12 protein-coding genes are annotated in these 14,346 nt (G+C 72.7%); 3 read left to right on the top strand and 9 right to left on the bottom strand.

What is annotated here, in order from left to right; all coding sequences use genetic code 11:
* The first annotated feature begins 95 nt into the window (after window positions 1-95).
* Together Q2K16_RS01600 and Q2K16_RS01595 are read left to right on the top strand one after the other, a co-directional pair.
* A complete protein-coding gene (locus Q2K16_RS01600; RefSeq protein ID WP_302743165.1) occupies window positions 96-1,790 on the top strand; it encodes an ABC transporter ATP-binding protein in 1,695 nt (564 codons plus the stop codon).
* The gene (locus tag Q2K16_RS01595) at window positions 1,787-3,634 is read left to right on the top strand and encodes an ABC transporter ATP-binding protein (RefSeq protein ID WP_302743164.1); all 1,848 of its coding nucleotides are present in this window, start codon (window positions 1,787-1,789) and stop codon (window positions 3,632-3,634) included. Before Q2K16_RS01600 ends, Q2K16_RS01595 begins: the two co-directional genes overlap by 4 nt.
* Here the strand turns inward: Q2K16_RS01595 and rpsD are convergent.
* Window positions 3,622-4,230 carry a 30S ribosomal protein S4 gene (gene rpsD, locus Q2K16_RS01590; RefSeq protein WP_088642561.1) on the bottom strand — a complete coding sequence of 203 codons (609 nt, stop codon included), beginning with the start codon at window positions 4,228-4,230 and terminating at the stop codon, window positions 3,622-3,624. The two genes, Q2K16_RS01595 and rpsD, sit on opposite strands and share 13 nt — an antisense overlap.
* Before the next feature lie 73 nt (window positions 4,231-4,303).
* Between rpsD and Q2K16_RS01585 the strand changes: the two genes are divergently transcribed.
* Window positions 4,304-5,038: a DUF2470 domain-containing protein gene (locus Q2K16_RS01585; RefSeq protein ID WP_302743163.1), complete on the top strand. Its 735-nt coding sequence runs from the start codon at window positions 4,304-4,306 to the stop codon at window positions 5,036-5,038.
* 280 nt (window positions 5,039-5,318) lie between these two features.
* Here the strand turns inward: Q2K16_RS01585 and Q2K16_RS01580 are convergent, their stop codons facing one another.
* The 8 genes from Q2K16_RS01580 to Q2K16_RS01545 all read right to left on the bottom strand — a co-directional run bounded on the left by Q2K16_RS01580 (window position 5,319) and on the right by Q2K16_RS01545 (window position 14,334).
* The gene (locus tag Q2K16_RS01580) at window positions 5,319-5,786 is read right to left on the bottom strand and encodes a cellulose binding domain-containing protein (protein ID WP_302743161.1); all 468 of its coding nucleotides are present in this window, start codon (window positions 5,784-5,786) and stop codon (window positions 5,319-5,321) included.
* A gap of 216 nt (window positions 5,787-6,002) precedes the next feature.
* Window positions 6,003-7,307, bottom strand: a complete 1,305-nt coding sequence (locus Q2K16_RS01575) for an FAD-binding oxidoreductase (RefSeq protein ID WP_302743159.1) — start codon at window positions 7,305-7,307, stop codon at window positions 6,003-6,005.
* Window positions 7,307-8,116, bottom strand: a complete 810-nt coding sequence (locus Q2K16_RS01570; RefSeq protein ID WP_302743157.1) for a polyprenyl synthetase family protein — start codon at window positions 8,114-8,116, stop codon at window positions 7,307-7,309. Before Q2K16_RS01570 ends, Q2K16_RS01575 begins: the two co-directional genes overlap by 1 nt.
* Complete coding sequence (locus tag Q2K16_RS01565; protein ID WP_302743156.1) at window positions 8,100-8,915, bottom strand: isoprenoid biosynthesis enzyme family protein; 816 nt, start codon at window positions 8,913-8,915, stop codon at window positions 8,100-8,102. The genes Q2K16_RS01570 and Q2K16_RS01565 overlap by 17 nt, the downstream gene beginning before the upstream one ends.
* A complete protein-coding gene (locus Q2K16_RS01560) occupies window positions 8,900-10,168 on the bottom strand; it encodes a glycosyltransferase family protein (RefSeq protein WP_302743154.1) in 1,269 nt (422 codons plus the stop codon). Before Q2K16_RS01560 ends, Q2K16_RS01565 begins: the two co-directional genes overlap by 16 nt.
* 28 nt (window positions 10,169-10,196) lie before the next feature.
* Complete coding sequence (locus Q2K16_RS01555; RefSeq protein ID WP_302743152.1) at window positions 10,197-12,335, bottom strand: geranylgeranylglyceryl/heptaprenylglyceryl phosphate synthase; 2,139 nt, start codon at window positions 12,333-12,335, stop codon at window positions 10,197-10,199.
* Window positions 12,305-13,141 carry a radical SAM/SPASM domain-containing protein gene (locus tag Q2K16_RS01550; protein ID WP_302743150.1) on the bottom strand — a complete coding sequence of 279 codons (837 nt, stop codon included), beginning with the start codon at window positions 13,139-13,141 and terminating at the stop codon, window positions 12,305-12,307. The genes Q2K16_RS01555 and Q2K16_RS01550 overlap by 31 nt, the downstream gene beginning before the upstream one ends.
* Window positions 13,138-14,334, bottom strand: coding sequence for a glycosyltransferase (locus tag Q2K16_RS01545; RefSeq protein ID WP_302743148.1), 1,197 nt, complete (start codon window positions 14,332-14,334; stop codon window positions 13,138-13,140). Before Q2K16_RS01545 ends, Q2K16_RS01550 begins: the two co-directional genes overlap by 4 nt.
* Window positions 14,335-14,346: the final 12 nt, after the last annotated feature.

Below are 14,346 nucleotides of genomic sequence, written 5' to 3'. Positions count from 1 at the left end.
GAGTACTCCAACTCACATAGTAAGGACAGGCTTACCTAAACTTGATCGGTAAAGTACTCCACGTTCCTGAGCCGTTGACCAGGGGGTTCTACGTAGTGAGCAAGGTCAGTACCGGCGCTGCGGTCCTGCGCCGGGCGGTCGCCCGCAACGGGCGACGCCTCTGGACCGGCACGGCGCTGGCCGGCGTCTACCAACTCTGCGCGGCCCTGGTGCCGATCCTCATCGGCGTCATCGTCGACCGGGCCGTCGCCACCGGCGAGGTGACCGCGCTGCTCGGCTGGACCACGACCCTGGCCGTCGTCTATCTCGTCCTGGTGGTGACGTACCGCTTCGGCGCGCGGCACCTGCAACGGGCCATCGCCGAGGAAGGCCACCGACTGCGTGTCGAACTGGCGGCGAAGATCCTCCACCCGCGCGTGCTCCGCACCGGGCGGCACACCGGCGACCTGCTCGCCGTCACCACCACCGACGCCGAATACACCTCCTACCTGCTCGACCACATCCCGCGGGTCACCAGCGCGCTGGTGGCGGTCACGGTCAGCGCGGTCGCGCTGCTGCTGATCTCGACGCCGCTCGGGCTGACCGTGCTCATCGCCATCCCGGTCGTGCTGGCGGTCCTCACCCTCACCGCCCCGATGATCGCCAGGCGGGTCAAGGAACAGCAGGACCAGGCCGGTCGGGCCAGCGCGCTCGCCACCGACCTGGTCACCGGGCTGCGCCCGCTGCGCGGCATCGGCGCGCAGGACGCCGGGGTGCAGCGGTACCGGCGGGTGAGCCGTCACAGCCTGGCGGCCACGCTGCGCGCCTCCCGGACCCAGAACGCGTACCTGGGCGCGTCCACCATGCTGAGCAGTCTGCTCGCCGGGGGCATCGCGCTGATGGCGGGCTGGTTCGCGCTCACCGGCCGCATCACCGTCGGCCAGTTCATCACGGTGATCGGCTCCGCACAGTTCCTCGTCGAACCGTTCGGCGTGCTCGCGGTCGTACCCAGCTGGACCGCTGCCGCCCGCGCGGCGGCGGACCGGGTCGCCGCCGTCCTGCGGGCCGACGTGGTCCTACCGCCCGGCGCCGCCGCGCCCGACGGGTGCGAGCTGCGCCTGACCGACGTGACGTACGGCCCGCTGGCCGGTCTGCACCTGCACGTCCGCGCCGGGGAGTTCGTCGGCGTCGTGGCCCGCCGGCCGGCGGACGCCGAGGCGCTGGCGCGGCTGCTGGCGGTGCCCGACGGCCATTCGGGTGACGTCCTGCTCGGCGGCGAACGCCTGGAGACCGTGGACCGGGACCGGGCGCGCCGCCTGCTGCACAGCGAACCGCACCACACCGACCTGTTCAGCGGCACCCTCGCCACGAACGTCGCCCTGCACGACCACGACCACGACGGCGGACGGCTCGACGAGGCCCTGCGCGCCGCTGCCGCCGACGAGGTGGCGCACCTGCATCCGGAGGGCCTGCGCATGCCGGTCACCGAACGCGGCGCGAACCTCTCCGGCGGCCAGCGGCAACGCGTCGCGCTCGCCCGCGCGTTGCTCGCCGGACCGCCGCTGCTGGTCCTGCACGACCCGACCACCGCCGTCGACGCGGTCACCGAACAGGCCGTCGCCGACGGCATCCGTACGCTGCGGCACGGGTCGGACGGCGGGTACGGCACCGTCGTCATCACCAGCAGTCCGACGTTGCTGGCCGCCACCGACCGGGTCGTGTTCGTCGCCGACGGCGTCGTCGCCGCCGAGGGCGCGCACGCGGAACTCGTCACCCACGACGACAGCTACCGCCGGGCGGTGCTGCGGTGACGCCCCCGACCCTGCCCGTGGCCGGCCCGCGCGAGAGCAGGGCGTGGCTCGGGGCGCAGCTACGGGCCCGCCGGGGCGTCGCCGTCGGCACGCTGGTCGTCGGGCTGCTCGCCGCCGCCACCGCGATCGTTCCCGCCTACGCCTTCGGCCTGCTGGTCGACCGGGTCCGCGCCGGTGGCGGCACCGGGGCGCTCGTTCCGGTCGCCGTGCTCATCGTGACCGCCGCCGTCGTCGGCGGTGCGGCCACCGGCGTCAGCGCCCACCTGATCCGCCGGTTGGGCGCTGGCATCCTCGCCGACCTGCGCGAACGCACCCTGGACGTCGCGTTGCGGCTGCCCGTGGCGGTGCTCGACCGGGTGGGCCGGGGCGACCTGGTCTCGCGGGTCGGCGCGGACGTGAGCGCCATCGACCGGGCCGTCACCGAGGTTCTGCCCACCCTGGTCTCGGCCCTGTTGCTGGCGGCGATCAGCCTCGGCACGATCGTCGGCATCGACTGGCGGCTCGGGCTGGCCGGCGCGGTCGCCGTCCCGCTCTACGTGCTCGGTTCGCGGTGGTACCTCCCCCGGGCCGCGCCGGCCTACGCGGCCGAGCGGGTCGCCGTCGCGCAGCGGTCCCAGCGGTTCGTCGAGAGCGTGCAGGGCATCACCACGGTGCACGCCTACCGGCTGGAGGACCGCCACCTCGCCGGCATCGCGGACGCCTCCGCCCGTGCCCGGGACCTCTCGACGAGCGTGTTCGCCCTCTACACCCGGTTCGTGGGACGGATCAACGGGGCGGAGCTGGCCGGGCTCGGGGCGGTGCTGGTGGTGGGGTTCCTGCTCGTACGCCGGGGGGCTGTCACCCTCGGCGAGGTGTCGGCGGCCGCGTTGCTGCTGCACCGGCTGTTCGGCCCGGTCCTGCAGCTGATGGTCACCTTCGACAAAGCCCAGGACGCGGGGGCGAGCCTCGCCCGTCTCGTCGGGGTGCTGCGCATGGACCCGGACCGTCGCGCGGGAGGCACCGGGCCGTCGACGCACGACCTCGTGCTGGACGGCGTCAGCTTCAGCTACGACGGGGCGACGCCGGTGCTGCGTGACGTCTCCCTGCGGGTCGGGGCGGGCCGGGTGGTCGCGCTGGTCGGCTCCACCGGCGCCGGGAAGACCACGGTCGCGTCGATCGCCGCCGGGGTCCTGCGACCCGGGCACGGCGTGGCCACCCTGGGTGGCGTTCCGGTCGCCGAGCTGCCCGCCCGGACGATCGCCCTGGTCAGTCAGGAGACCCACGTGTTCGCCGGTCCGCTCGCCGAGGACCTGCGGCTGGCCCGACCCGGTGCCTCGCCGGAGGAGCTGACCGCGGCCCTGGCCCGGGTCGGCGCCCTGTCCTGGGCGCTCGCCCTCCCCGACGGGTTGGACACCGTGGTCGGCGAGGGCGGCCACCCACTGACCGCGGCGCAGGCGCAGCAGTTGGCGCTCGCCCGGGTGGTGCTGCTCGACCCGGCGGTCGTGGTGCTGGACGAGGCGACCGCGGAAGCCGGCAGCGCAGGAGCGCGCGATCTCGAACAGGCCGCCGCCGCGGCGTTGGCGGGACGTACCGCCCTGGTCGTCGCCCACCGCCTCACCCAGGCCGTGACCGCGGACCACATCGTCGTCATGGACCACGGCGAGATCGTCGAGAGCGGCCCGCACGCTGACCTGGTCACGGCCGGCGGCAGCTATGCCCGCCTGTGGACGGCGTGGGCCGCCCGCGCCGACGCGACGCCGACCCGGGCCGCGCCGGGGCCGGTGGTGGCCGGCGGCGACCCGCCGGCGCCGTACCGGCGGCACGCGCGGTGGACCGGGCCGCCGCTGACCACTCAGCGGGAGTAGAACTCCACCACGAGTTGCTCGTCGCAGATCACCGGGACCTCGTGCCGGGCGGGCTCGCGCAGCAGGGTGACGCGCAGCCCGGTCAGCTCCACCGACAGGTACGGCCGGGGTCGGTCGTCGGCGTGCGCGCCGGCGGCGGCGAGCTGGAACGGTGGCAGGGCGCGGCTGCGCTCGCGCACCGCGACCACCTGGCCGGGCCGCAGCCGGTACGAGGGCCGGTCGACCTTGCGTCCGTCGACGCTGAAGTGGCCGTGCCCGACGAGCTGACGTGCCTGGTAGATGCTGCGGGCCAGCCCGGCCCGCAGCACCACCGCGTCGAGTCGCCGTTCCAGGAGCGCGACCAGCGACTCGCCGGTCTTCCCGACGCCCCGGGCGGCCTCGTCGAACGTCCGGCGCAGCTGGGCCTCGCTGACGTTGTACTGGTGGCGCAACCGCTGCTTCTCCAGCAACCGCACCTGGTAGTCGGAGGTCTTGCGCCGGTTGCGGCCGTGCACGCCCGGCGGGTAGGGACGCCGCTCGAAGTACCGCACGCACTTGCGGGTCAGCGGGATGCCGAGAGCACGGGAGAGCCGGGCCTTGGGACGGGGGTGGTTCACGTTCGACGTCTCCGATCGGATGGTCTAGCCTGCCAGTTAGGTAAGGCTAACCTACATTGAGGAGATCGGGATCATGCGACCCAGCCCGGCGGAGATCGTGCGCACCCTCGTCGCGGGCCACCTGCCCGCCCTCGCCCACCTGGCCCGCACCCCCGGCCCGCAGCAGGTCCGGCACGCCACCGACCCGCAGGGCCGGGTGCTGCTGCTGGTGCCGGCGCTCGGCGACCTCGCCACGGCGCTCACCCCATCCACCGGGGACACCGACGTCGCCGCGGTCCTCGACGTGCTCGACCTGCCGCCCACCGCCGGCGCACCGTCGCTCGGCCGGGCCTGGCTGTCCGGCTGGGCCGAACGCCTCGACGGCGACGAGGCACGACAGGCCGCGGTGGACTTCGCCGCCACCCGACCGACAGGTGACCTGCTCGACGTGGGCAGCCGGTTCCTGCTGCACCGGTTCGCGGTGACCGAGGCCCGCTGGGAACGTGCCGGCGCGACGCGGCTGATCGATCCGCAGGCGTACGCGCAGGCCGAGCCCGACCCGCTGCACGCGGCCGAGGCCGACCTGGTGGCCGACCTCGCCGACCACCACGCCGAGCAGGTCGCCGCCCACCTGCGCCGGCGGTTGACGCTGCCCGGGACCGAGACGCCCCGGGTGGTCCGGATCGACAGGTACGGCCTGCTCGTCGCCCACGGCCGGCCCGACACCCTCCGCCGGACCCGGGTGGGCTTCGCGCGACCCGTCGCCGACGTCGACGAGTTGTCCCGGCTGCTGCACCCGATGCTCTGCCCCCGGCAGGCGGCCGCCTGATCCGGACCCGACGGACTGTTCCCGGGGTTTCGCCGGTTGCCGGTTGCGGGTGGGCGTGAACCGCGATCTCGTGACGGCGTTGCGGGCCGCCTGGGGCCTACCGGAGTTCTGCGACGGGGTGCGTCACGTCGTCGACCTCGACGAGGTGGCGCTGCTGCTGGCCGCCACGCCGTCCTGCGCTAACTGCGCCGCACCGCGCCCTCGCCGGACGACGCAGCGGCCTGAGAACGCGCTCCGTCCGACGAGACCTGCGGGTCGGCCACGTCGCCTGGCCGCCTGCTCAGCCCAGGGAGCAGGGCGTCCCGTTGAGGGTGAACGAGGTGGGACCGCCGGTGTTGCCGGCGTGGTCGGCCACGAACCCGATCGCGATCGCTCCGCCCGGCCCGATGGTGACGTTGTCGTCCAGGCCACGGGCGGTGACCGTGCCGCTGGACGGCGAGTACACCGCGTTCCAGCCGGTGGTGATGCGTTGCCCGGTGGGCAGCGGGAACGTCAGCCGCCAGGAGGTGATCGTGGTGACGCCGGTGTTGGTGACGGTGATGCTGCTCGTCAGGTAGGTGTCCCAGGTGTAGGCCGAGTACCGGACGGTGCAGGCGGCCCCGCTGGGCGGCGGGCTGCTCGGCACGGCGGTGCTGGAGGACGGGGTCGTGCCGGCCGAGGCCGTGGTGGGCACGCTGACGCCGCCCAGGGCGGCGGCCAGCGTCACGGCCGCCGCGGCGACGCCGAGAAGGCAGTTCTTCGGTCTCATGGCGGCTGTGGTTCCTCGGGGACGGCGCAGGGCTGCGCGGCGGAGCGAGGATGCCTGTCGGCACCGAGTGTCGGTGCACCTCGCGAGCACCAACACTAATCGATTTGCGTCGATCATCTGTGGAATCGGACCGCCCTCGACGTGACCCGGTCCGGAACCGACACCGCCGGCACCGCGCGGGCGGGCACCCGCCGGCGGGCCGGGCCACGAGACGGTTCAGATCGGCAGCCGTGGGCCGAGCACGGTTCCCGGGTCGTAGCGGCGCTTCACCTCCCGCCACCGGTCGACGGTCGGCGCACCGAACTGGGCCCGGTAGAAGTCCCGCTCCACCCGGTGGTAGCCGTGCAGGTAGACCCGGCCGCCGAGGTCGTGACAGAGCGCCCCCGCCGCGTCGAAGTGCTCCCGGTACGCGTCGACCCGATCCGGAGGCACGATGCAGTAGAAACCGAACGTGCGTACCCGGTCGGCGGCGGGCAGCGGGCTCAGCGGTGGCCGGGGCCGGTCCCCGGGGCGCAGGAACGCGCCGTTGACCACCGGGATCACGGCGGGGTCGGCGAACCTGTCGCGGACCCCGGCGAAGAAGGCGTCGGCCTTCTCCATCGGCAGGAAGAAGTCGCTCCACAGCCGACGCGCCTCGGCGTCGTCCGCCAGCAGACCCGCGGCGACCTGGGCGCGGGCGATGCCGACGGAGAATCCCGCCTCCGCCTCGAACAGCCGCTGGTGGTAATCGGCGACCGGGGTCTCGTCCGACCCGGCCGCCGTCTCAGCCGACGCTGCCCGGCCCACCTCGACCTTCCACCGGCGGGCGGCGGTGGAGTACACCGTGCGACACACCCGCAGCCGCTCGTCGCCCCACACCTGCTCCGCCACCGTGGCGAGGTCGTCGCCGCCGAGCCGGCGGACCAGGACGGCCGGTTCCGCGGGGACCACCCGCAGGTCGGCCCGGACGATCACCGCCACCTGGCCGAGACCGCAGAGCGCGTACCGGAACAACTCCGGGTGCGGGCCGTCGGCGGTCGCGTGCACGAGCGCGCCGTCACCCGTGACGACGTCCAGCGCCGTCACCTGGTCGACGACCGAGCCGACGAAGGGTGACGTCGGCCCGAACCCGCCGACCGACAGCGTCCCGCCGACCGTGGCGTGTTCGTTGCTGGTGACGACCGGCAGGGCGAGGCCGTGCTCGTGCAGCCAGCGGTGCAGAGTTCCCCAGCGCACCCCCGGCTCGACCCGCACCGTCGCCGCCCCGACCAGTTCGATCCGGTCCAACGCGGTGGTGTCCAGTTGCAGGCCGTCGGTGAGGCTCTGCCCGTTGCTGCTGCACCCGTTACCCCGTGCGACGACCGCCAGCCCGCCGGCGAGGGCGTACCGCACCGTCTCCTGCACGTCGGCGACGCCTGCGGGGAAGACGACCGCCTGCGGCTGCCGGCGGTGGAGCCGGCCGAAGTCCCGCTGACCGCCCTCGGGTGCCGGATCCAGCAGTTTCCCGGCCAGCAGCCGGGCGAGCGGTTGGTGTGGCGTCATCAGACGGTCGCCGCCGGCCGGCTGAGCAGGCCCTTGAGCTTCACCGCGAAGTGGTCGAAGAACGGCACCAGGTCGCACACCGGGTCGCCCTGCCGTACCGCCGCGGCGGCCCGGTCGCGCCACTCGTCGATCGCGGCGGCGACGTCGGTCAGGTCGACCGCGCCCGAGACGACCAGGTGGGCGAGGTTCCCGTCGCGCTCCTCGATCTCGTCGAAGTCGACCGCGTCGTCGCCGATCATGTAGAGCACGCCCAGTGCCTCACCGAACTCCCGGGCCGGCCCCACCATCTCGGGAACCCCGCCCGCGAGGCAGTTGACCGCGGCGTAGTTGGCGAGCATCACCCCGGCCTTGATCCGGGCTGCCGCGATCCAGGACTCGACGGTGGTCGGCCGGGGTGCGGCGACCTCGACGATCTCCTGCCGCCAGATGTCCCGGTAGTCGTCCTCGAGCGTCTTCAGCACCTCGACCGGGCGCTCGTGGCTGGCCAGCAGCGTGGTGCCGACCGAGAGCAACTGGACCCCGAAGATCTGGTCACGCGGCGAGAGCGGCTGATCGTCGTCGATGAGGTCGTCGATCAGCTTCACGCCGACCGCGTGGATCGACACCCCGGCGCCGAGGTCGGCCCGCACCCGGGGGTCGCGCACCCACAACGTCGTGTAGTACGGCGTACGCGGGTAGCCGGGGAGTTCGCGCACGAAATCCAGCCCCTGTCGGGACATGCCCAGACTGGTGAGTTCGGTGAGACACCGCTGGACCACCCGCGCCTGGCTGGCGTCCATCTCGGCCTTGAACTCAGGAAATGTCAACACGGTCGTCCTCCAGCAGAAACGTGATCAGGCGGTCGGCGAAGTCGGCCATGAAGCCGGCGATCGGGAACTCGGGCGGGAACTCCGCCAGGGCGCGCAGCGCCTGCGCGCGCCACCAGCGGGTTGCCGCGACAGCCGCGTCGCGGCTCACCCGACCGCTGCGGATCAGGTGGCACAGGTTGCCACCGGCCTCACCGAGGTCGCGGTGGTCACGGATGTCGTCACCGATCATGAACAGGACACCGAACGCCTCGCAGAACGCGCGCGCGGCGGGCAGCCGGTCCACGACGTCGGCGGCCAGGCAGGCGGCGGAGGCGTAGCACATCATCATCCGACCCGACTTGATGCTGGCGTAGTGGATCCAGCTGTCCAGGTCGTGTGCCGGGCGTTCCGCCTCGTTGATCTGCTCCCGCCAGATCACCCCGTAGTCCTCGTCGAAGACGCGCAGCACCTCGGCCGGCCGGTGGTGGGCCCCGAAGGTCGCCGTGCTGCTCTGGGTGAGGAACATGCCGAGGATCTGGTCCCAGGGCCGGATCGGCTGGTCACCGTCCATCAGGTCGTCGACGAGCTTGATCCCCATCGCGTGGGTGCAGATCGCGATCCCCAACTCCTGCCGTAGTGCCGGGTCCGGCACCCAGAGGGAGGCGAAGTAGGGGATGCGGGGATAGCCCTTCATCTGCCGGACGTACTCCAGCCCGGCCGGGGTCATGCCGATCCCGGCGAGCCGGTCGGTGACCCGGTCCAGCAGGACGCGCTGCGCGACCGCCCACTCGTCGTCCAGGCCGCTCACTCCGGAGAGCACGGTTCCTCCTCGTCGATCCGCACCGGCCCGCCGTCGAGCACCGCGGCGACGGCGGCCACGGTCCGCCGTCGGGCCCGGTCCGGGTCGAGCAGCGTACGGGCCAGGGTGGTGGCCAGGTGACGGCGTCGGGGCAGTTCGTCGGGGTCGCCCAGCCAACGCACGGCGACGTCGACCAGGTCCTCCATCCGGTCGAAGCCGCGGCCGACCTCGTGTTCGGCGAGGAACGGGCCGACCCACTCCTCCATCGGTAGGCCGGAGCGCACCAGCAGTTGCGGGATGCCGAAGTACAGCCCCTCCAGCATGGAGTTCGGTCCGGTCTTGGAGATGAACAGCGGCGCATCGGCGGCGTGGAGCCAGGACAGATACCGCAGGTAGTCGCCCTGCGCCAGCCGGTCGAAGGTCTGCCAGGCCGGCACCTTCAACTCGGTGAGCAGTTCGGCGGCCTCGGCGGCGAGCGCCGGATTGTTGTACGCGATGAAGACCAGCGCCGCGGCGGGATGGGCGTCGGCGATCCGCTCGACGGCGGCGAGATACTCCCGTCCGCCCCGGTTGGACAGGATCAGGACCCGGGTACGCGCCTCGGCCAGCGCCGACTCGATGGCATCGGCGTCGGTGCCACCGATGCGGCCACCCTGCGCGGCGCCCTCGAAGACCTGGGCGGCCTGGGCCTGCGCGAGCAGCCGGCCGACCGGCACGACCCGCTCGGGCCGGTACCCGTGCTCGTGGACGAGATAGTCCCTGGCCCGGTCGAACTGCACCAGGTGCACCGGCAGGTGCGGGGCCCGGTGCACCGGCAGCCGGAGCAGCCCTTCGTTGGTCACGTAGTTGACCACCGGGATCGCCAAGTCCGCGACCCGCAGCGCGGCGTGGCTCAGCCGGGAGATCACCCCCTTGGTGCCGATCACCAGGTCCGGCTTCGTCCGGGAGAAGTGCTCGACGACGGCGGTCAGCCGGTCGGCGGTCGCCGTCGGCACCGGGTCGTCGTCCAGGCCGCCCGGCAGCCGGCTGGTGAAGTCGGCCATCAGGCGCAGGTAGCCGGCCCGGACCTCGTCGGCGGGCAGCCGGGCCGCCACCAGCTCACGGATGGCGGCCCCGGCCTCGGCGAACTGCGGGAAGATCGTCTCGGCCTCGACGACGGTGACGTCGACGTCGTCGAGGCCGGCGGCCAGGGTCGCGGCGAGTGTCCGGCCGGCCAGGAGGTTCCCCAGCTCTCCCCAGGTGCGCATCGAGATGACCTGCACGCTGCGGGTCATGCCCACTCCCTCCGTCGCGCTCGCGGTGTCATGCCAGCAGTCCCGGATTGAACAGACCCTGCGGGTCCAGCTCCCGGCGTAGCCGGCGCAGGGTGGTGAGGTCGTCGCCGTACATCGACCGCAGGTCCGCCTCGTCCAGGTCGTACCAGCCGGCGAGGTAGGGCCGCCCGCCGAGCGCGAGGCACTCGGCCAGCACCCGACGGTGCAGGCCCTGCACCCGGTCGACGGCGGGCCGGTCCCCGCGCGGGACGCTGAAGTACAGCCCGAAGCCGAGCGCCAGGCCCCGCAGACCGGCCGCCGGGGTGAACGGCACGCCCGGACGCTGCTCCGGGTGGTGCACGCCGAGCATGAGCAGCCGCCCCGCGCCCTCCCGGTAGCCGGGGCTCGTCAGGATCTCCGCGTCGAGGAACCGGGCGAACGCGACGGCGGTCGGCAGCGACAGGCAGTAGTCGGCCCAAATGAAGTGCACCGACGGGTCGGCCGGGTTGCGCCGCGACTCGCGCATCGACCGCAACGGCCAGTCCGCCTCGACCCGGGTCTCGACCTGTCCGCGGAGTCGCTCCGGCAGTGGGGCGTCGCCCCGCATCCCGTACGTCGCGATGAAACCGCCCTCGTAGTGCTGGGCGGAGAAGAGGTCGACAGGCGACCGTTGCTCCTCGGCCATCCACCCGATGCTCTCGACCAGGGCGCTCAGCGACGGGTGCCGGCACGTCGCGATGGTGGTGTGCCGCTGGTGGTCGATGGTGCGCAGCACCACCCGGTCCAGCACGCCCAGGGTGCCGAGCGAGCCGATGCCGTACCGGAACAGCTCGGGCAGTTCGACGGGCGAGCACCACCGGGCCTGCCCGTCGGGCAGGATCAGCCGGAACCGCTGGACCAGGTCGACCTGGCCGCCGTGGGTGATCGTGCCCTCGCCGTAGCCGCCGACCGACAGGGTGCCGCCGATGGAGACCGTCAGATGGTTGGTCAGCACCGGGATACTGCGTCCCTGTGCGTTCAGGGCCAGCTCGGCGGCGTACCAGGGGGCCCGGGCGGACACCTCGGCGGTGCCGTCGTCGAGCACCCGGACGGCGGGGTCCCCCGGCTCACCGACGATCAGTACCCCGCCGTCGGACAGGCCCTGCCGGCCGAAGGAGTGTCCACTTCCCCGCACCGCGACGGGTGTGCCTGCCGCACGGGTCGTCCGCAGGACGTGCGCGACCTCCTCGGCCGAGGTCACCGGGGTCACCACGGCCGGCAGCAGCTCGTGCAGCCGACCGACGTTCGTGGCGTAGGCCTGTCGACCTGCCGGATCGGACCGTACGGGCCGGCGCAGCCCGCGCTGCAACGCGGCGGCGAGTGCCGGGGGGACGGCGGGGTCGCCGACGCTGCCGGGCCGTCCGCCCGGACGGCCGGACATGCCGTGCAGGGTGTCCCGCCAGTCGGCGGTCTCCAGGCCGTTGCCGACGACGACCCAGTCGACGCCGCAGTCGTGGTACTCGCGGACCTGACGGTACGAGCTGACCCCGCCGCCGACGAAGAGCAGTTGCTGGGGTGCCAGGCCGCGCCGGTAGGCACGCAGGACCCGGTCGGGGACCCGGCCGTGCCGGTAGAGCAGGTAGGCGAGGTCGAAGTCGGCGGCGGCGACCGCGGCCACCAGCCGGGGCAGTTCGACGCCGTCCTCGGCCGCCGGGAGGGCGCCGACCGCCTCGTGGGTCTTGCCGTCGGTGCCGAAGGCGAACGACGCCGAGCGCAGCAGTTCGGGTCCGTCCTCCCCGAGCGCGGTCGCGGTGCGGGCGGTCGCGGCCAGGCCACCGGTGACGAAGAAGGACCGCACCGAGTTCAGCACCGCGTGCACCAGCACCGCGTCGGCGCCCGGACAGAGCGGGGCGCCCCGTCCGGGTATCGACGGGAAGTGCAGGATGAGCGGCAGGTCGGTCCGCTCGCGCAGTTCGGCGACGTAGGGGGCCACCTGCTGGTCGAACGCGGGGTTGTCGGTGCTGCCGACCAGTAGCGCGGGATGACCGAGGTCGGCCATCGCCCGAGCCTTCTCGACCGCCTCGGCCAGCGGCACCTTGTACGGATCCACGACGTGCAGCAGCCCGGGGGCCTGTGCCCGGAGCGCCGTCAGCACCGGGGCGGCAGCCGGGACCGTGCTCAGATTCCCGGAAAGTCGCACTTCGCGCATAGGTCGGTCCGCTCCTTTCGCAGCAGGCTCGCGCGGCGGGCGGTGTACCTGTCGTTGTTCCAGATCTCCTCGATGGTGTTGTCGTTGACGTTGCCCATGACCTCCTGCACGCTCCAGTCCTGGCAGCACAGGACGACGCGGCCGTCGTGGGTGATGTAGAACTCGTTGAACGGCCGTACGCAGAACTGGTTGAGCAGTACGGTCGGCCGCCCCAGCACGTTGCCGGCCCGGTTGGTGAGGGTGGCGTCCGGGTCGCGGTCGACCAGCACCAGTTCGGGTCGTGCCGGGTACCGGCGGACCTTCTCCAGCACCGACAGGTCGGTGGTGTAGTCGTTGACGACGACGGTGGCGTACTTCGTCAGCTCGTCGGCCAACTCCTCGGTGAGCTTGGAGCCGTTGGTCTGGATGGAGATCGACGCCCTGGTGCGTTCCTTGGCCATCCGCACCATCTCGGGCAGCCGCCGGTCCAGCAGCGGCTCGTTGAACAGGTACGGGTGGATGACGCCGGTGAAGTCGGCGAGTTGGTCGAGCAGCGACTCGTAGAGCTCCATCGACATCCGGCCGGACGGCATCTTGATGGTGCCGATGGGGCAGAACGAGCAGCGGTAGTTGCAGCCGCTCATCGTCTCGATCGCGATCATGCTGAACTGCGGTGGCGTACGGCTGGACTTCTGCTTGAGCCAGGCGGCGTCGCTGAGCGTCTTGGTTCCGGTGCCGTTGAGGTAGGTGCGGGACACTCCGCTGAGCACGTTGAGGACACCCTTGCCCTGTGCCCGTTGTTTGATGTATTTCGCGATGTCTGTCATGCGCGTTCCCCTCCGGAGGTCGTGGGAGACAACGGGACCGACGAGGCCGTTGGTTTGGCGTGCTTCTTGTATGCCGACCAGGGGATCTCGCGTCGGGGCCGGCCGGCGAGGCCGCGTACGGCCAGCCCCAACGCCACCGTCGAGAACCAGCCGAAGTGGATCGACTTGAGCAGCCACTTCTTCGCCGCGAAGCGGACCCCCTGGCCCCGGGCGGCGGGTGCCAGCGGCCACAGCCCGTAGAAGTACATGCGCCAGTACCGACCGGCGACGTCGGCGGGAAAGTCGGCCATCAACACCGCAGCGGTCAGCAGCGAGCGGTTGACGCGCTGTCTGATCTCGCCCGCCGGGCCGCCGGTCAGGTGGTAGCTCACGGCGTCCGCGACGATGTGCGTACGGTGCAGCGGGTTCTCGTCGCGGGGGTCGAGTAGCGCGAAGCAGAAGTAGTCGTCCTCGCAGGTGTAGCGGTCCGGGATGCCCCGGGCCACCAGGTCGGCGTCGACCACCATGCAGCAGCCGTGCGGGTAGCTGAACTTCGGCGTCTTGGTGATCCCCTTGCCCCGGTGCAGCAGCCGGGCCGCCGCGTAGGGGTTGGGTTGGGGCACCTTGCTCGCCCCGACCGAGCCCCGGGCGTCACGGGCGAGGAAGTCCTCGAACAGCCGGCCGATGCAGCCGGTGCTGAACGTCACGTCGTCGTCGACCCACGCCACGCCGGCCAGGCCGAGGCCGGTGGCCATCGCGAACGCGGCGTTGAGCATCCGGCTCTTCCCGGCCTGTGGCATCGCGATGCCGACGAAGGTCAGCCCGCCCGGGAAGGCCGCGACCTCGCTCAGCCGGCTCAACCGCTCGACCGCCTCGTCGTGCTGGTCGTCGCGGTACTGCATGCCGACGACCAGCACGAGCGGGCGGGCGGCCACCGTCGGGGGGAGATCGGTGAGCTGACTGACGAGTTCCTCGACGCTCTCGCGGTGGCTCGACAGCGGTGCGCGACCCACGTAGGTCGGCAGGACCAACGCCAACCCACCGGCGAAGCCGTCGCCGAGCGCCGCGGCAACCGCCCGGGCCCCGATTCCGGACCGGGCGACGGTCGGTCCGGGGTGGACCACGATGCACTCGGTGGGCGGTGGATCGCCCTCGGCGGGCTGGTAGCCGCGCCGGATCGCCCACCGGACCGGCCGGGTCACAAGCTCGAACATCGGTACCTCCGG

Origin of the sequence: Micromonospora cynarisoli (genome assembly GCF_030518815.1) — a bacterium.
GTDB classification, from domain to species: domain Bacteria; phylum Actinomycetota; class Actinomycetes; order Mycobacteriales; family Micromonosporaceae; genus Micromonospora; species Micromonospora wenchangensis.
The sequence above is the reverse complement of the archived record's forward strand: the minus strand, read 5'-3'. Positions and strand labels throughout refer to the sequence as shown.

What these genes read in the sequence shown, in the direction of transcription:
- Q2K16_RS01585 (WP_302743163.1), top strand. Translation starts at nt 4,304, where the DNA reads ATGCGACCCAGCCCGGCGGAGATCGTGCGCACCCTCGTCGCGGGCCAC.
- Q2K16_RS01580 (WP_302743161.1), bottom strand. Translation starts at nt 5,786, where the DNA reads ATGAGACCGAAGAACTGCCTTCTCGGCGTCGCCGCGGCGGCCGTGACG.
- Q2K16_RS01575 (WP_302743159.1), bottom strand. Translation starts at nt 7,307, where the DNA reads ATGACGCCACACCAACCGCTCGCCCGGCTGCTGGCCGGGAAACTGCTG.
- Q2K16_RS01560 (WP_302743154.1), bottom strand. Translation starts at nt 10,168, where the DNA reads ATGACCCGCAGCGTGCAGGTCATCTCGATGCGCACCTGGGGAGAGCTG.
- Q2K16_RS01555 (WP_302743152.1), bottom strand. Translation starts at nt 12,335, where the DNA reads ATGCGCGAAGTGCGACTTTCCGGGAATCTGAGCACGGTCCCGGCTGCC.
- Q2K16_RS01550 (WP_302743150.1), bottom strand. Translation starts at nt 13,141, where the DNA reads ATGACAGACATCGCGAAATACATCAAACAACGGGCACAGGGCAAGGGT.
- Q2K16_RS01545 (WP_302743148.1), bottom strand. Translation starts at nt 14,334, where the DNA reads ATGTTCGAGCTTGTGACCCGGCCGGTCCGGTGGGCGATCCGGCGCGGC.